The sequence below is a fragment of the Pseudoalteromonas sp. c7(2019) genome, assembly GCF_011378625.1.
GTDB lineage: Bacteria > Pseudomonadota > Gammaproteobacteria > Enterobacterales > Alteromonadaceae > Pseudoalteromonas > Pseudoalteromonas arctica.
In genome coordinates, this window is sequence record NZ_WTKS01000004.1 from 194,046 (window position 1) to 210,683 (window position 16,638).

Below are 16,638 nucleotides of genomic sequence, written 5' to 3' on the forward strand. Positions count from 1 at the left end.
AAATCATATCAGGTGATTTATAAACACACTATTAAAGCGCTGTACATAAAATAAAAAACCTAAACTAATAATCATTAGTTTAGGTTGTCATATGAGCTTTTTTGCTTACTTTTAAAAACTACGAATTACTACACCTGAATTATTAAACTCAAATTTATTAATTTTTCCGCATTGCGCCATATGATTAGTACTTGTATAAAGTGGATTGTCTTGTGCAATGGCAGTCTCCCATCCTTGGCCATTTTTAATGAATGCTTTTAGTTCAAACCATCCATTAACCGCTTTACTGCAATCCATATCTACATCAAGCATCCAATAGTGTTCGCCCCATATATTTAAAGGTGTCACACCAAAGCCATCTGTGTTTACCGTTTTTTCAACGCCCCAACCTGCTGGCCAAACGTTCGTTGTCCAGTCGGTAGCAGAACCTTCTGCTTCGCTACTTTGCCCATTTTCTATACCATACCAATCAAGGTAGTTATCATTTGCTTTCCAAGGGCTTGTTGTGACATTTTTTAAATTGTTATGACGAATAGGCATTGCACACTCAAAATTACTTGTTTGGCAATTTCGACCAAGGTTTGCGTTTGCATAAGCGTGGTCAATTCCACCACGGATAAACATATCTTGTCCGCTTTGTGTTTGTGCATTAATAAAAATAACCGTTCGCTGCCAGTCACTTTCAGTGCTTGAGGCAGAACTGGTATTTAACTTGGCATTTTTATGAATTGCCATCGCATCCCAAGCGCCAATATTAAGATTAATAATACCGTCGGAATTAACCGTTATAACCTCACCACTACAACTTTTAGCATCAGCTGACAACTCGCCTTTTAACACATTACAGTATTGCCCTGGTGCCATATCGGTTTGCACAGTTGCACTAAGTGTTGAGTCTTCTTTGTTAATAGCCATATGACCCGAACTACCTCGGCCAAATGAAATTTGATTATTTGTGTTATCCCACCAGTTTGTTACTGCCCAATTGTCGGCGGTGTTATTTCTAAAATCGACCCCGCCTGCAATATATGACCAGCGATGCTCACACTTCCAATTACTCGCAAAGCACTCTAAGTTACCATTATTATGTACCGGTACATTTGGCCCACCAGCATCTGTATCACCATGAAAATCATAACTCGACATTACTTTTGGATAACCGTACGGATAAGCCAGCATAAATACATTGGCTAAGTCATATAAGCGGCCATCCTCAAAGGTAATTACATTACCAGCGCCGCCGTGCCCGCGCTGATTGTCGTGATTATCTACAAATACTACCGCAGAAGAGCTTGGCATAAAGCCCCACCCTTCGCCAAAATTACTCAGCCATGCAAGCGAGCCGTTTCTAAAGGTGTTACCAAGCTCAGTGCTATATTTAAATTCAGTTACTAAACCTGTGCTTAAATATTCAGAGGCACCAACAGCCTCCCCACCTTGATCAATCACTTCTTGAAAAACCACTGGCGAGCCATTTACTTTGGCCATTAAACTTTGGATATCGCTTGCTGCAACATGTTTAGAAGCATCAAACCGAAAGCCTTTTACGCCAATAGCTTGCAAGTCGTTAATATATGCTGCAATGGTATTTTGCACATAGTTTGAAGCGGTATCTAAATCGGCAAGTCCAACGAGTTCACAATTTTGTACTCGGTAGCGATCGTTGCCATAGTCAGAACTACTAATGGTACAACTTTCATGAAAATCTTGTGGGCTATAAATAGGAAAGCTTTTATTACCAAAGCTATTTCCCGCTGTGCCTGTGCCACTTCCTGCTGCCATATGGTTAATAAGCGTATCAACGTAAATATCGACCCCAGCTGCACTACAGCGATTTACCATATCGATAAACTGTGCACGGTTTCCGCCACGACTTTGCAGTTCATAACTTACTGGCTGATAACGTGTCCACCATTGGCTTCCTGTAATGTGCTCATTAGGTGGCGAGACCTGTACTGCAGCGTAGCCTTTTGGTCCTAGGTATTGCTCACATTCTTGCGCTACATCTTGCCAATTCCATTCAAACAAATGTACAAATGTGGTGGGCGTAGCAGTCGCAATGCTAGGTAAGAGCAACCCTAGGCTTAAACCTGCGGTGGTGATTATTTTATTGAGTTTCATAGTGTGTGATCCAATTGTTGAGCGAGCAAAACAACTACTCGATGTTATTTACAAGTGGTTAACACTAGATTGGTAATTGATTAAATAAAAACTGAATACGTATGCATAATAGGTAAATTATCCTTTATTACTAGATAACCTACATAACTAGGCAATTTACATTTTCAAATAAAATGCTTTGCATAGGGCTATATAATCAGCAGTGTAGGTATTATCTAAGTTTCTAATACACAGGATTGATGATTCTATATCGCTTTTTACGTAGCTAAATGTCATTAAACTGCGGCTAATATCTTTATTGGGCGTGGCTTTTACTTGGCAATGAGCATTTAAATAAAGCCCATTTTGAGTAGCAAGCTCAATGAATAATGCGCCTTCAACGCTTGGGAGTATTAAGCTAAAGCGAGAACCACTATGGCTTAAATGTTTAAACGCATTAATTAACTCTTCAAAACTTAGGCCGTCGGTATGGCGTGCGGTATTACGCGCAACATTATCGCCTTTTAAACTGTGATTAAAATACGGTGGATTAGAGATAACCACGTCAAATTTAACTTCACTACTAAAGCTTTGAATAGTTTGGTGCGTAATACTTATAGTTGGCCACGGGCTATTAGCTACATTTTGTAATGCTTGGGTATAGGCGCTTTCGTCAATTTCTACCGCAGTTATATCAAGCTCATTACTGCGCTGCTTACACATTAGTGCTAGTAAGCCGGTGCCGGTGCCTATATCAAGTAATGACTTTGCGCCGCTTAAATTAGCCCATGCGCCAAGCAAAATGCCATCAGTAGAAACTTTCATTGCACAGTGGTCGTGTTCAACTTTAAATTGTTTAAATACAAAACCAGACATTTTTTCACCTTTTCATTCACCAAGCGCAGCATAGCGCGTATAATCAGGGTAATTGTCCCTTATTTTAGACACTCTATGCAATTTTCTGAATTTGATCTTGATAACAAGCTACTCGATGCCATTAATAAAATGGGCTACGAGACGCCAACCAGCATTCAACAACAAGCTATTCCTGAAGCACTACAGGGGCGCGATATTTTAGCATCTGCGCCTACTGGTACAGGTAAAACAGCGGCATTTTTAATTCCGGCTATTCAGTACTTACTGGATTTCCCACGTCGTGACCCTGGTTTTGCGCGCGTACTCGTTATGACTCCGACTCGTGAGTTGGCTTATCAAATTCATGAACAATGTGAACTGCTAGCTAAGCGCACACACCTAAAAATTGGTGTAGTAACAGGCGGTATTAACTACGGCACGCATAAAGAAATTTTTGAAAAAAATAATGATATTTTAATCGCCACACCAGGTCGACTAATGGAATATCTAGAAACCGAAAACTTTCATGCTGAACACGTAGAAATGCTTATTATTGATGAAGCAGATCGCATGTTAGATATGGGTTTCAAAAAAGAAATGAGCCGTATTTGTGACGAAGCTAAAAATCGTCGCCAATGTTTTTTATTCTCAGCAACACTTGAAGGTGACAGCGTAGAAAGGTTTGCTGAAAAAACATTAAACGACCCAGCTCTATTAGAAGCCGAATCGTCACGTAAAGAAAAAGCTAAAATTCACCAATGGGTACATTTAGCCGACGATTATCATCACAAACTTGAATTATTAGTTAATACGCTAAAAAACCCTGACGTAACTAAAGCGATTGTGTTTGTTAAAACTCGCGAACGCTTAGAAACATTGATTGGCGAACTTACAACTAATGATGTAAAAGCGGCGTGGTTACGCGGCGAAATGCCACAAGACAAACGTATGAAAGCCATGGAAAACTTCCATAGTGGCAAAACAAGCATATTAGTTGCTACCGACGTAGCTGCACGTGGTATTGATGTATCTGACATCAGCCACGTTATTAACTTTGATATGCCGCGTACTGCCGACGTATATGTACACCGTATTGGTCGTACTGGCCGTGCTGGTAAAAAAGGGATAGCAATATCGCTAGTTGAAGCACACGATATTGGTATTTTATATAAAGTAGAGCGCTACGTTGAACAAAAATTAAAACGCCGTGTAATTAGAGGTGTCGAGCCACAGCATAAAGAAGCTAAGCCACCGGCTAAAAAACGTAAAGATCCAGTAAAAATGAAAGCCAAGAAAAAGGCTAAGGTTAAAAAGAAAAAGTAACCTAAAACATTTTTATACTAAGCCGACTTTTGTCGGCTTTTTAATGCAAGCCTTGCAGGCTCTGCTGTTTGTACCTGTTACATATGTAACCCAAGCATGTAACTCATACTCATTTAAATGTAATTTTTGCCCACCTGAATTCCCACTTAATAAAATTCCCTTATATTTCATAGTGTTAATATTGGCACCGAAATTGTAACTACAAATATAACCTAGCCGATGGAATTTCCATATTGTGGCTGCACTATTCACCGTAATGTAAGGATTAAGTTATGAACCGCTTCAAGTTAACTATCGCTTTAGTATCATTTTGTTGTTTATTTTTATTAGCTTGCGCTACAAAAGTAAGTGCAGCAACCAACATGGCCGTAGTAAGCAGTGTAGCCACTCAACCTAACTTACAACAAACTATCACCAACACCCTACGAACTAACCCTAACCTGGCGTTAAGTGATATTCGCGTGCAGGTAAAAAATGGGGAAGTAGATTTATACGGTGAAGCACAAACTGGTTTTCAGCGCGCACTGGCTCAAAAGTTTTTAGAAAATATGGATGGGGTTAAAATCATTCGTAACAAAATTAGCGTTATTTAATACGCACCACATAAACTTATTTGTATAACTAATTCATAAGCGCGGCTTGTTACTCCAACACAAGCTGCGCTTTTTTATACTTATCATTAAACCTCGACCTAATATTTCTATTTTAGAAGTCTACCTGAATACCTTAAGAGCGATTAAATAGTTCCCAGTATCTAAATATCAATTGCTTTAAAAAAACAATTTAGTTTTAATAAATATAATAGAAAGCGTAAAACTACTTAATGATGGATTACTAAAAAATAAAGGGATTAGAATTATGCGAGATATAGATATGAAGCTCTTAAAATGCTTTGTGCAAGAGCCAACCGATATAAATAAACTTATAGATTTAGGACATGATCATTTAGATCCTAAATTCATAAGGAATTTTCAAAACCTTATTAATAATAATTTAATTTCCTCTAACTCAGCAACTTTTGGGTTAGGTTTCTCTGCTGATAAGGTACCTTCTTGGACTGCTGTTAATATTTATCTTACCGATAAAGGTAGAGACTATGTGTTCCCAACGAAACAACATAAAAAAACCTTAAAACTGATTACTGAAAACCCAACGATAGCCGCAATAGTTGGTGTACTATTAGCTTTTTTGCTCGCTTTGGTATGGCCTACGCAGGTAGAAAGCGGAAGTAATTCACCCGAACCTAATAGTAAAAAAGCAATGATTTCTGATAAGTAACCATAAAATTTTCAACGAAAACCTCTATCTGCTTATTTCAAAAGCATTAGGTAACTTAAGGATGAGTACCAAAATGACTAGAAAACCAATAAAAATTGATCGAATGAAATTTTTAAATAAATTATTAGAGCGTACTTGTACTAATGAAAGCTGTGGAAGAAAAATGACATTTTCATTAGCTCAAGTGAATAATAATGAAGCTATTTTTTGTCAGTTTTGTGGGAAAGAATATATAGGTAAAAAAGCTCCTTAAAATTTACATGCTTATCAGCAAAGTTTTACCCACATTATAAAAAACAACAGCGCAATTTTACTCTGTAAAAATGCGCTGTTGGTAAGTAACTATTTCCCAATGCTTTTGCCTAATGTGTTTTAACTAAATTACTCACTTTGGTTAGAGTCAGTCCCCTCACCACTGTCTTTATTTGATGATTGCTGGCTTGTTTTGTCGCTTATCATAGCATCGAGTTTTTCGCCGCCTTTAATACCAAAATCTAAAGTACGAATTGGGAATGGAATACTAATATCAGCTTCATCAAGTGCCTGCTTAACGGCAACAACACCTTTGTGGCGTACCGTCATGAAGTCAGGCTCGCCTGGGTATTTAATCCAAAACCACACCAGTAAGTTAATGCTGCTGTCACCAAAGCCTTCAGCGTATACGGCGGTTTCGTCTTTGCGTATTACAAAGTCAAATTCGTTAATTTTATCGACTATAACGTCTTTTGCTTTTTCTATGTCGTCGCCGTACGAAATACCTACGGGTACTTCTATGCGTCTAACACCTAGCGTGGTGTAATTTTTTAGTACGTTTCTAAATAATACTTTGTTTGGTACCAGTATTAACTGCCCATAAAAGCTCTCTATTAGCGTGTTACGTAGGTTTATAGAATGTATTGAACCAAACACATCATCGGTTTCTATTACGTCACCTGTTTTAAATGGCTTACGTACACCCATTGCTATACCTGCAATTAGGTTTTCGGTCATGTCTTGAAACGCAAAACCAATGGCTAAACCCACAATACCCGCACCAGCAAGTAGCGAAGTTACGGTGCCTTTTAGCCCAACAAAATCGAGCGCTATAAATAAACCTATGCACAACACAATAACTTTAAAAATTGACGCCATTAAGTCGGCAATTTGTGTTGAGTCGAGAGAGCGGCGCAATACATTTTTCATCAGCTTGCCAGCAAAGCGTGCCAATATTGAAAACACAATTGCGATAAGTATCGCAACTATAAAATTAGGGATATGGCTTATTACAACATCAAACCACCCTCCGAGCTTTTCTTCTATTAGTTTTTCTGCTTCGCCAACTGACGGAATACTGATCATTTTATTTGCACCTATTTAATTAGTGTTCTCATTAATATTAGATGAGATTGCAAATATAGCGCCAACATCAAAAAAGCCATGCAATGCATGGCTTTTAAATTTTTTATTTAAGCTTATAAACCTAATTTTGTTCGTCGCGCATAAATACCGGCTCAAGCTCTTTAACTGTTGCCTCTGGGCTAAAGTAATAACCTGCTACCGTAAACTCTTTAAGTTGGCTTAACTGCGTTACTTTATTTTCGATAATGTAGCGCGCCATCATGCCGCGTGCTTTTTTAGCGTAAAAGCTAATTACTTTGTATTGACCGTTTTTACAGTCTTTAAAGTGTGGGGTAATAATTTGTGCATTTAATGCTTTTTTATCTACCGCTTTAAAGTATTCGTTTGAAGCAAGGTTAACTAAATATTGTGCGTCTTGCGCTTTTAATTCGTCGTTTAGTTTATTCGCTATAACGCTGCCCCAAAACTCGTATAAGTTTTTGCCACGCGAGTTTTCAAGCTTGGTGCCCATTTCAAGGCGGTAAGCTTGCATTAAATCAAGTGGTTTTAATAAGCCGTATAAACCCGAGAGTATACGTAAATGGTTTTGTGCGTAATCAAGCTCGCTAGCTTTAAGCGTACTTGCATCTAAACCGCCATATACATCGCCATTAAAGGCAAGTGCGGCTTGTTTAGCATTATTTTGTGTAAACGGTTGTGCCCACTCGCTAAAGCGCGCAGCGTTAAGTCCAGAAAGCTTATCGCTAATTTTCATTAGACTGCCAATTTGCGCTGGTGTTAGTTCACGGCATACTTTCATGAGCTCTTCGCTGTGCTCTAGTAATTCAGGCTGAGTGAACTTGTCTGTTGCGGGTGGCGTTTCGTAATCAAGATTTTTTGCAGGTGAAATAACAGTGATCATAGTTAGCTATTGACTTGTAATTTATTTAGTGTCAATTTCAACATTAAATGAAACGAAAAGCACGTTTTGTTTAAATAAATCCTCTCTTAATAACCCATGCATTGCCGTTTTTTTATTGATCAGGACATAAGACCTATCAAGCATTGTCACACTGTTGCAGTATGGATTGTATATATTAAGAGTGATTAGATTTTTCTTTTAACTTGCTTGGAATGAGGAAAGCAAATGACTTCAGCTCTACAAAGGCTAAAACAACATTCATCTATCGTAGCCGACACTGGTGATATTGAAGCTATTAAAAAGCATCAACCAGAAGATGCAACTACAAACCCGTCGCTTTTATTAAAAGCGAGCGAGATTGAAGCATATAAGCCTTACCTAGATAAAGCTTGGAGCTACGCAAAAGAAACCGAGCAAGAGCCTGCTAAACAACTTGAACTAGCATGTGATTACTTTGCCGTATTACTAGGTAAAGAAATTAGCGCTATTGTACCTGGTTATATTTCTACTGAAGTAGATGCACGCCTTTCGTTTAATACGCAAGCTACGATTGATAAAGCACATACCCTACTTAGCCTTTACGAAAAAGAAGGTGTAAGCAAAGACAAAATTTTAATTAAAGTAGCGTCTACATGGGAAGGTATTAAAGCCGCTGAGCAGCTAGAAAAAGAAGGGACTAAATGTAACCTTACTTTATTATTTAGCGATGCCCAAGCCCGCGCATGTGCCGATGCAAACGTATTTCTAATTTCGCCATTTGTTGGCCGTATTTTAGATTGGCACGTTGCTAACGGTATGGAAAAACCAACCGATCCGCTACAAGATCCAGGTGTTCAGTCTGTACGCAGCATTTTTGAATTTTACAAACGCCATGACTACAAAACAGTTGTGATGGGTGCAAGTTTCCGTAATACAGGCGAAATTATTGCACTTACAGGTTGCGACAAGCTAACTATTAGCCCTAATCTTTTAGAAGATTTAGGTAACCTTGAAGGCGCACAAGAATATTTGCTTGAAAGCGATGTTCCACAAGAGCCAAAACCAGAGCCATTAACAGAAGCACAGTTCCGTTGGTTACATAACCAAGATGCTATGGCTACTGAAAAACTAGCTGAAGGTATTCGCTCTTTTGCTGATGCACAAGAACAACTAGAGGCGCGCTTTAAAGCAATGTAATTTGCTATAATCGTGTTTTAAAAACGTCGCAATAGCGGCGTTTTTTTATGCCTAAAATACGCTACCCCTCTATATAATCTTCATATCGACTTCATATAATCTTCGTATAAACCTTCATCAATTAATCACACTTATGTAACATAACTGTCACTTTTTTATTCTATTTTAACTAGGCCTGTGGTATAGGTATTCTTGAGGTCAATAAAATCAATAGGAGAAGTTCATGGATAGCCTAAACGATATATTAGAGATATTAGAAGGACCAGATACAACAAGGAAAACCTCTCAGAAAAATAAAAAAAGAAAATGGCGTGAAATAGAAGCAATAAAAGATAAACAGCGCCTACGTAAAGAACTACAAGAACTAGACTACTTTACAGACAGTATTGCAATTGATGAGCTCGATTTTTAATTCAATACGCCCCAACTAAACAAAAAGGCTTCCACTATATGGAAGCCTTTTTTAATGCGCTGAAAATAGCTGCATGAGATAAATTTATTATTCAGAGCCCAGGTTATTTACACCTGCCAGTTAATCGGTTTTTCACTTTGGGCTTGTAATAGCTCATTCGTTTGTGAGAAATGCTTACAACCAAAAAAGCCTCTATGCGCCGAAAGCGGCGATGGGTGCGGCCCTTTTAAAACATGATGGCGAGTGCTATCTATGCCTTTACCTTTTTTTTGTGCATGTGCACCCCATAAAATAAATACCACACCTTCGCAGTGCTTATTAATATGGGCAATTACATTATCGGTAAATTGCTCCCATCCTAAATGTTTGTGAGAATGCGCTTGACCTTGCTCAACGGTCAATACTGTATTGAGTAAAAACACGCCCTGATCTGCCCAGCTTTGCAGGTAACCATGCTCAGGAATAATAAATCCGCTGATATCGACAGCTAACTCTTTGTACATATTTTTAAGCGACGGTGGCAACTTTTTTACATCAGGCAATACCGAAAAACACAAGCCATGCGCTTGCCCTTCTCCGTGGTATGGGTCTTGTCCTAAAATTACAACGCGGATGTCATTTAGTGCTGTGGCATCAAAAGCACTAAATACTTGAGGTTCAGGCGGATAAACAGCAACACCTTCATTGCGGCGATTAGCCACATACTCTAACGTTTCCTGCATGTAAGATTGCTGTAATTCACTTTCTAAAAATGTAGCCCAATCGCTCATTGTGTACTCTTAATCTGTTTACGTGATGCATCTATTTTATCACACATGTCCGCGAGTCCATCTAGCATCCGCGCAGTAAAACGATGTAATAAATCGGCATTTACGCTAATAAATTGATTATTTTTAACGGCGGGTACTTCTGGCCACTTTTGCCAATTAACAACCGGCTGTGGTGTTTTTGATTTTTCATCAGGGATAATAATAACTTGTGGCTTAGTAACAATGACATTTTCGATACTAATTTGCGGGTAATCTGTAACGCTCTGTGCAAATACATTACTTACATGGCATGTTTCAATCAGTTGGCTTATCCACGTATTTTTACTTACTGTCATCATGGGCTCAGCCCATAACTGATAAAATCCGGTAATATTTTTTTTATCTTGCTGGCTTTTAACAATCGCGTTTAGTTTTTGCGTAAATGCGCTTGCCGCTTGTTGGCTTTGCTCAATATTCCCTGTAAATTCACCAAAAGTAAGTAACTCGTCGGCTACACCAGCGATTGTGGTGGGATTACTCAAATACACTTTTATACCTAAACGCTCTATTTGGGCTAAATCTTCGCTTTGGTTTCCGCTTTTCCACGCAATTACTAAGTCGGGTTTAAGCGCCAATACTTTTTCAAGCGAGATGCCGTAATAACCCCCTATGCGCTCAATACTTTGGGCTTCACTTGGGTAGTCGGCGTAATCAACCGTGCCCACAATATTATCGCCCGCCCCTATGGCAAATAGATTTTCGACTATATGTGGTGCAAGCGCGATTATTCGCAGTTTTTTAGAATCATTAACCTGCTCTGCAAGTGCACTGCCCGATACACTAAAAAGCAGTAGCCCAATAAAAAACGCTTTAAACATTAGTAATCAAACCCTTCGAGCGCTTTTATGCCTGAGTCGAATGCGTGTTTTACATTACGCACTTCGCTTACTGTGTCGGCAAGGTCGGTTAAAGTACGATGCGCTGCACGCCCTGTAATAATAACTGACTGCATTGGTGGGCGGTTATTAAGCGCTGTTACCACTTCATCTAAATCAACGTAGCCGTAGGTCACCATATACGTAAGCTCATCGAGTAATACTAAATCAATACTGCTATCAGCAAGCATACGTTTTGACTCTTGCCATGTTGCTTGGGCGGCTGCGGTATCGGCTTCTTTATTTTGCGTATCCCAGGTAAAACCGGTGTTCATTACAACAAACTCAACACCTGCACCTTGTAATAAATTACGCTCGCCACATTCCCACGTACCTTTAATATATTGGCAAACAGCCGCTTTTTTACCATGCCCTACGCAACGTGCTACAACGCCAAAGCCCGAAGTTGATTTACCTTTACCGTTACCGGTAATTACCTGAAAAATACCTTTTACATCTTGCGCGGCTGCAACACGTGCATCCACTTGTTCTTTTACTTTTTGTTGGCGCTGCTGGTGCTTATCATTGTTTTGTTCAGTCATTATTGTGCCCTTCATAAATCGAGATAATTTGCTGTATGTTTAAATGCGTTTCACACATGGTTGCTAATCGTTCTAACTGCTGCTCACGGTGAGCGGCAATACTAATTGGGTTAATTGAGGCGCTTGGTTTTACCCATTTTAAAATTTGCGATGTAGCATCGGCTTCATCAAATAAACCATGTAAATAGGTGCCCGCAATGGCGTTATCATCACTAATAAAGCCATCAAACGTAAAACCATGTGGGTGGTTTTCATCAAAGGTTAAAAATGGCTTATCAAGCGCTGCACCTTGGCTAATCCCTGCATGTATTTCGTAGCCACTACAGGGGGTTGATTCGTTATTTAAAAGTAGTGTAGCGGTTATTTTAGTTAATACTTTTTGTGTTGTTAGCGTGGTTTCAAAATCGCACAGAGCAAGCCCACTCACTTGTTTTAATGATGACTCAATACCATCGGGATCGTTGAGCGTATTGCCCAGCATTTGCATACCGCCACAAATACCAAGTACTTTGCCGCCATAGCGTAAGTGGCGTTTAATTTGAGTGTCCCAGCCTTCATTTTTCAAAAAGGTTAAATCGCCCAGCACATTTTTACTGCCTGGGAGAATTATCAGATCAACGTCTGGGATCGTTTGCGTGTGGCGCACATAATTTATATTAATGTTTGGGTGCAAACGCAGTGCATCAAAATCGGTATGGTTGCTAATGTGTGGTACAAGTAGCACTGCAATATTAATTGTGGCGTTGGTTACATTATTATCAATTGCGACGGCGTCTTCAGCATCAAGCGCGAGGTCGTGCAAATAAGGTAATACGCCAAGTACGGGTTTGTTTGTATATTCTTCAAGCCAATCTAGCCCGCCTTGCAGCAAACCTATATCGCCTCTAAAGCGGTTTATAACAAAGCCTTTTACGCGCGATTGTTCTGACTCGCTTAACAACGCAAGTGTACCTACCAAATGTGCAAACACACCACCTTTATCAATATCGGCAATAATAATGACAGGGCAATCTACCTCTTCGGCGTAACCCATATTGGCAATATCGTTTTCACGCAGGTTTATTTCAGCAGGACTCCCCGCTCCTTCAACAAGGAGTAAATCAAAGCGTTTAGCTAAGCGGTTATGTGAGGTAATTACTGCATCCATCGCCACTTTTTTATAGTCGTGATATTTGCCCGCTTCCATATTGCTAATGGCTTTTCCGTGAATAATCACTTGTGCGCCCGTATCGCTATTAGGTTTAAGTAAAATAGGATTAAAGTCTATTTCGGGCTCTACTTTAGCCGCTATTGCTTGCAAAGCTTGCGCACGACCAATTTCGCCGCCATCTTTTGTTACTGCGCTATTAAGTGCCATATTTTGTGGTTTAAAAGGCGCAACCTTTACCCCTCGCTTAGCAAATACCCTGCAAAGGGCTGCAACTAGGGTACTTTTACCTGCGTCGGAAGTAGTGCCTTGCACCATTAAGGTTTTCATGGAATTACACCCTTCGCTTTCTAAAAAACAATAAACTTAAAAAGAACACGCTACCAATAGCAGCAGTAATAACGCCTACGGGTAACTCTTGGTTTTTTAGCAAGGAGCGCGAAAGTACATCAACCCACACCATAAATGTACCGCCCACTAAGCTGGTTACTAGCAATCCCGCGATGGTGCCTTGGGAGATAAAAAAGCGCACAATATGCGGTACCATTAATCCTACAAACCCAATACCACCACACATAGCCACCAGCACAGCGGTAATTAATGAGCTCAAAACCAGCATAAGTATTCTAAAGCGCTGAACTCTCACACCTAATGTAATTGCGCTTTCATCGCCCAGTAACATAGCATTGAGCTGCCTTCTAAAGCTCAGCATTACAAACGTACACAATGTAATTACCAATAAAGGTAACCAAAGCGTAGCCCACTGCGCACGAGCAAAGCTGCCCAGTGTCCAAAATAAAATAGCAGCTACCGCCTGAGGATCGCTCCAATAAAGCAACAAACTGGTAAATGCACTAAATAAAAACGACAGAGCAACACCAGCTAATAACATTGATTCTACCTGTGCACTTTGCTGCCTACCTGCAATAAGTATTAATAAACTCATAGCGAGTAAGCTGCCCAGCAGTGCTGCTGCCGATAACATAAAGCCTGCGCTAATGCCTGCTAATGCCATAAGTAACACCACACCAAATGAGGCACCCGACGATATACCAAATAAGTAAGGATCGGCTAAAGGGTTGCGCGTTACCGTTTGTAAAATAAGCCCCGCAATTGCTAAGCCAGAGCCTGCTAAAAAGGCGAGTAATGTGCGTGGCATTCTTAGCTCGTAAATAATACGCGTATTAAAAGACGCATCATTTGAGAGCAAAAAACTATTAAGTACGTCTTGAAGTGAGGTCTCTGCTGCGCCAAAACTAAGTGCTGCAAATAAGCTAAATAAAGCAGCTGCAGCACTTATAAATAGCGCAAGTGATTGGCGAGTATTAACTGCGCTCATATTATTCGTAACCATAAAAGTAAGTGATATGAGGGATGCTATTTCCCGACTTCGATATTTGCGGGTGATTATTTACTTGGGCGCAGACACCAAAAACCTCGCCTAGCATGTTTTCGGTTAATACCTCACTTGGCGTACCTGTATGTGTAATTTCACCGTTTTTAATAACCACTAGTTCATCGCACATTGCAGCAGCTAGGTTTAAATCATGAAACGATGCAAACACCGTAACACCCAATGATTTAGCAAGCTCCATTACCTGTATTTGGTATTTAACATCTAAATGGCTAGTTGGCTCGTCCATTATTAACAGTTGAGGTTGCTGGACTATGGCGCGGGCTATCAAGGCACGTTGCTTTTCACCACCCGAAAGTGACTCAAAGCTTTGCTCACTATGATCTGCCAACCCTACGGTGTTGATAGCTTGGATGATTTTTTGTTTATCAATGTTAGTTATTGAGCTGAATAGCGATTTATGAGGCGTTAGCCCAAGCGCAATAACATCAAATACACTTAAGTTAAATTGCGACGGGGTTTCTTGTAAAACAACCGCTACTTTTTTTGCGTACTCATCGCTTTTTAGCTGCCAAATGTCGGTGTTGTTAAACTCTACAACGCCATCACTTGGTTTATTAAAACGATATAAACAACGCAATAAGCTCGATTTACCTGCGCCATTAGGTCCAATTAAACCAACAAATTTACCTGTGGTTATTTTAAGGTTTATTTTTTTGAGAATCGTTTTATTGCCAATACCCCATGATACGTTTTTAACGTTTAGTAATGGTTTATTTAATGGCGTTTGAGTGTGCAATAGTCAGTCCTAGGCTAGGGTCTGTTGATCTTTCAAGGTTAAATTTGCAACAGTCTGTTTGGTATTTAGGCAAGGCAGAGCCTATGTAGTGTGGTTATTCCCCATAAATGGGCGATAACGTAGCATTAATGCCAAACAGGCGCTGCCCAAAGGGTTCTTCCTAGGGGCTATTTACTCTTTGTTGCTCGGTTTTTACTTAGCCCACTAGGTTACAAACCTCGCGCCGCGATTAAATAGCCCCTAGTTTGAACAAATTTTAATCCGCAAAGATCAGCAGACCCTAGGTTAAACTCACTAAAAATGCGATAAAAATACTAATGCACTACAAGAAAAAATGAGTAAACCCGCTCGTTAAAAGAATTCATACCAATTGCATTAAATTAGTGATTTATTATAGCGACAAATAAATAGCTTAATAACAAGGCGGAAATTATGACATATAGTTGTTCTATATGAATAATTTTTAACGAAGTTAGTAAGTTATTTAATTCGCTAGAAAGATCATGTTTTTAATAAAATTGGTATTATACCATTTGTATCTGACTTACAGCTCAGCTGCTTACAGTTGCGGGAACAGTCGAGGACTCGCACCTCATTCCAAATGAATCTCTATTATGGGCGGCTAAGTAAATAATTTAAAGCAAAAAAAACCGCACTCAAAAGAGCGCGGTTAAAAAGGGAGTGTTTTAACTAATCGTTAAAACTTGTATTCCATACCTAAGCCTACGTAGTCTTGGTCAACGTTGTTGTCCATATCGAAGCTTGAATAAAAACCAAATACTTTAATATTTTTATTTAATTTGTGATCAAGACCAACTGAAATTGCTGACTTATCGTCGCTGTCGTCAAAGTCCATATCTTGGTATTGCACTTTAAATGTGTTGTTACCCATGCTGTAAGCAGCATTTAGCAAGTAACCATCCGCTTCTGCGCTGCCATCTACTGCTTCTTGTGTTTGGTACATTGCGCCCAATTTAAAGTTTTCAACTTTACCTTGGATTGATGCACGCACTACATCATAGCCATTTACTTCGCTATCGGCTGCAATAGAGGCGTATACCGCGCTCTTTTTAAGTGCCACGTCACCGTATGTCACCGCCATTGAATAGCCGTTATCAGCGTCTACATCGTCTTCAGCTACAAAAGTAGCAAGTACTTTAAAGCCTTCGTATGAGTTTGATGAATAACTAACTGTATTTCCTAAGCGGTTTTCACCTTTAAATACATTTTTAATGTCGCCTTCAAGATCGTTAAATAAATCTAACTTACCTTGAGATTGTTTAAGCGCAGTATCGTTACGACCAATAACCACTTGGCCAAACGCACCTTTTAAACCAACGTATTGGTTACGCGCAGAAATATTGTCGTCGTTATCGCCTTTTGAATCAGCATCAGACACATCCACTTGAAACTCAAACTTATATACCGCTTCTAAACTATCATTTATTTTTTCAGAACCTTTAACACCAAGACGAGATGCATTACTTTTTATCTCAGTAAAAGACCCTTCGCCATCATCAGATGATTGCACTGTTACATTCGCTTTACCGTAAATGTCTACATCAGCAAGTGCATTAAAAGATAAACCACTTAATAGTGCTAAGCATAAGCTCGATTTTACAAATTTCATGTTATTTCCTTGGATAATCACAAAAGACTAATTTTTAAAACTGCTGCATTTTGTCACCGCTAAATGACAGTAATATTACAATGGAAATATTAATGTCTT

At 39.4% G+C, this 16,638-nt stretch carries 17 protein-coding genes and 1 riboswitch; of the genes, 6 read left to right on the forward strand and 11 right to left on the reverse strand.

Annotated features, from left to right (window positions below; translation table 11 throughout):
* Positions 1–111: 111 nt before the first annotated feature.
* Both GQR38_RS06330 and GQR38_RS06335 read right to left on the reverse strand, forming a co-directional pair.
* A complete protein-coding gene (locus GQR38_RS06330) occupies positions 112–2,121 on the reverse strand; it encodes an alpha-amylase family protein (protein WP_165722109.1) in 2,010 nt (669 codons plus the stop codon).
* Between the two features lie 156 nt (positions 2,122–2,277).
* On the reverse strand, positions 2,278–2,976 hold the full coding sequence (locus GQR38_RS06335; RefSeq protein ID WP_165722110.1) for a methyltransferase: 699 nt from the start codon (positions 2,974–2,976) through the stop codon (positions 2,278–2,280).
* A 75-nt stretch (positions 2,977–3,051) separates the two neighbouring features.
* Here GQR38_RS06335 and srmB point away from each other — a divergent pair, with 75 nt between their 5' ends.
* The 4 genes from srmB to GQR38_RS06355 all read left to right on the forward strand — a co-directional run bounded on the left by srmB (position 3,052) and on the right by GQR38_RS06355 (position 5,809).
* Complete coding sequence (gene srmB / locus GQR38_RS06340; RefSeq protein WP_007376476.1) at positions 3,052–4,278, forward strand: ATP-dependent RNA helicase SrmB; 1,227 nt, start codon at positions 3,052–3,054, stop codon at positions 4,276–4,278.
* Between the two features lie 272 nt (positions 4,279–4,550).
* The gene (locus GQR38_RS06345) at positions 4,551–4,871 is read left to right on the forward strand and encodes a BON domain-containing protein (RefSeq protein WP_033015799.1); all 321 of its coding nucleotides are present in this window, start codon (positions 4,551–4,553) and stop codon (positions 4,869–4,871) included.
* 265 nt (positions 4,872–5,136) lie between these two features.
* Entirely contained in the window at positions 5,137–5,556 is a 420-nt protein-coding gene (locus tag GQR38_RS06350) for a hypothetical protein (protein WP_165722111.1), read from the forward strand.
* 73 nt (positions 5,557–5,629) lie between these two features.
* Complete coding sequence (locus tag GQR38_RS06355; RefSeq protein WP_139016093.1) at positions 5,630–5,809, forward strand: hypothetical protein; 180 nt, start codon at positions 5,630–5,632, stop codon at positions 5,807–5,809.
* Between the two features lie 128 nt (positions 5,810–5,937).
* Here the strand turns inward: GQR38_RS06355 and GQR38_RS06360 are convergent, their stop codons facing one another.
* Positions 5,938–6,894 carry a mechanosensitive ion channel family protein gene (locus GQR38_RS06360; protein ID WP_165722112.1) on the reverse strand — a complete coding sequence of 319 codons (957 nt, stop codon included), beginning with the start codon at positions 6,892–6,894 and terminating at the stop codon, positions 5,938–5,940.
* A 121-nt stretch (positions 6,895–7,015) separates the two neighbouring features.
* The gene (gene yaaA, locus GQR38_RS06365) at positions 7,016–7,795 is read right to left on the reverse strand and encodes a peroxide stress protein YaaA (RefSeq protein WP_165722113.1); all 780 of its coding nucleotides are present in this window, start codon (positions 7,793–7,795) and stop codon (positions 7,016–7,018) included.
* A gap of 225 nt (positions 7,796–8,020) precedes the next feature.
* Here yaaA and tal point away from each other — a divergent pair, with 225 nt between their 5' ends.
* Both tal and GQR38_RS06375 read left to right on the forward strand, forming a co-directional pair.
* Positions 8,021–8,971 carry a transaldolase gene (gene tal / locus GQR38_RS06370; RefSeq protein ID WP_007376481.1) on the forward strand — a complete coding sequence of 317 codons (951 nt, stop codon included), beginning with the start codon at positions 8,021–8,023 and terminating at the stop codon, positions 8,969–8,971.
* A gap of 223 nt (positions 8,972–9,194) precedes the next feature.
* A complete protein-coding gene (locus tag GQR38_RS06375) occupies positions 9,195–9,383 on the forward strand; it encodes a DUF3545 family protein (protein ID WP_002961395.1) in 189 nt (62 codons plus the stop codon).
* Between the two features lie 107 nt (positions 9,384–9,490).
* Here GQR38_RS06375 and ung read toward each other — a convergent pair whose 3' ends face one another.
* The 7 genes from ung to GQR38_RS06410 form a co-directional block, all read right to left on the reverse strand.
* On the reverse strand, positions 9,491–10,153 hold the full coding sequence (gene ung / locus GQR38_RS06380; protein WP_165722114.1) for a uracil-DNA glycosylase: 663 nt from the start codon (positions 10,151–10,153) through the stop codon (positions 9,491–9,493).
* Positions 10,150–11,010 carry a cobalamin-binding protein gene (locus GQR38_RS06385; protein WP_165722115.1) on the reverse strand — a complete coding sequence of 287 codons (861 nt, stop codon included), beginning with the start codon at positions 11,008–11,010 and terminating at the stop codon, positions 10,150–10,152. The genes ung and GQR38_RS06385 overlap by 4 nt, the downstream gene beginning before the upstream one ends.
* Positions 11,010–11,609, reverse strand: a complete 600-nt coding sequence (cobO, locus tag GQR38_RS06390) for a cob(I)yrinic acid a,c-diamide adenosyltransferase (protein ID WP_165722116.1) — start codon at positions 11,607–11,609, stop codon at positions 11,010–11,012. The genes GQR38_RS06385 and cobO overlap by 1 nt, the downstream gene beginning before the upstream one ends.
* Positions 11,602–13,086 (reverse strand): cobyric acid synthase, encoded by a 1,485-nt coding sequence (locus GQR38_RS06395; protein WP_165722117.1) that lies wholly within the window; start codon positions 13,084–13,086, stop codon positions 11,602–11,604. Before GQR38_RS06395 ends, cobO begins: the two co-directional genes overlap by 8 nt.
* A gap of 4 nt (positions 13,087–13,090) precedes the next feature.
* Entirely contained in the window at positions 13,091–14,095 is a 1,005-nt protein-coding gene (locus GQR38_RS06400) for an iron ABC transporter permease (RefSeq protein ID WP_165722118.1), read from the reverse strand.
* Position 14,096: 1 nt separating this feature from the next.
* A complete protein-coding gene (locus GQR38_RS06405; RefSeq protein WP_165722119.1) occupies positions 14,097–14,909 on the reverse strand; it encodes an ABC transporter ATP-binding protein in 813 nt (270 codons plus the stop codon).
* Between the two features lie 512 nt (positions 14,910–15,421).
* Positions 15,422–15,560: riboswitch (cobalamin riboswitch) on the reverse strand.
* 46 nt (positions 15,561–15,606) lie between these two features.
* Positions 15,607–16,539: a porin gene (locus GQR38_RS06410; RefSeq protein ID WP_024590705.1), complete on the reverse strand. Its 933-nt coding sequence runs from the start codon at positions 16,537–16,539 to the stop codon at positions 15,607–15,609.
* Positions 16,540–16,638 lie beyond the last annotated feature (99 nt).

Coding starts and splice junctions, on each gene's coding strand:
- GQR38_RS06400 (WP_165722118.1), bottom strand. CDS start 14,095: ATGAGCGCAGTTAATACTCGCCAATCACTTGCGCTATTTATAAGTGCT.
- cobO (WP_165722116.1), bottom strand. CDS start 11,609: ATGACTGAACAAAACAATGATAAGCACCAGCAGCGCCAACAAAAAGTA.
- GQR38_RS06355 (WP_139016093.1), top strand. CDS start 5,630: ATGACTAGAAAACCAATAAAAATTGATCGAATGAAATTTTTAAATAAA.
- GQR38_RS06350 (WP_165722111.1), top strand. CDS start 5,137: ATGCGAGATATAGATATGAAGCTCTTAAAATGCTTTGTGCAAGAGCCA.
- yaaA (WP_165722113.1), bottom strand. CDS start 7,795: ATGATCACTGTTATTTCACCTGCAAAAAATCTTGATTACGAAACGCCA.
- GQR38_RS06335 (WP_165722110.1), bottom strand. CDS start 2,976: ATGTCTGGTTTTGTATTTAAACAATTTAAAGTTGAACACGACCACTGT.
- GQR38_RS06375 (WP_002961395.1), top strand. CDS start 9,195: ATGGATAGCCTAAACGATATATTAGAGATATTAGAAGGACCAGATACA.
- GQR38_RS06345 (WP_033015799.1), top strand. CDS start 4,551: ATGAACCGCTTCAAGTTAACTATCGCTTTAGTATCATTTTGTTGTTTA.
- GQR38_RS06360 (WP_165722112.1), bottom strand. CDS start 6,894: ATGATCAGTATTCCGTCAGTTGGCGAAGCAGAAAAACTAATAGAAGAA.
- srmB (WP_007376476.1), top strand. CDS start 3,052: ATGCAATTTTCTGAATTTGATCTTGATAACAAGCTACTCGATGCCATT.
- GQR38_RS06410 (WP_024590705.1), bottom strand. CDS start 16,539: ATGAAATTTGTAAAATCGAGCTTATGCTTAGCACTATTAAGTGGTTTA.
- tal (WP_007376481.1), top strand. CDS start 8,021: ATGACTTCAGCTCTACAAAGGCTAAAACAACATTCATCTATCGTAGCC.
- GQR38_RS06395 (WP_165722117.1), bottom strand. CDS start 13,086: ATGAAAACCTTAATGGTGCAAGGCACTACTTCCGACGCAGGTAAAAGT.
- GQR38_RS06385 (WP_165722115.1), bottom strand. CDS start 11,010: ATGTTTAAAGCGTTTTTTATTGGGCTACTGCTTTTTAGTGTATCGGGC.
- ung (WP_165722114.1), bottom strand. CDS start 10,153: ATGAGCGATTGGGCTACATTTTTAGAAAGTGAATTACAGCAATCTTAC.
- GQR38_RS06330 (WP_165722109.1), bottom strand. CDS start 2,121: ATGAAACTCAATAAAATAATCACCACCGCAGGTTTAAGCCTAGGGTTG.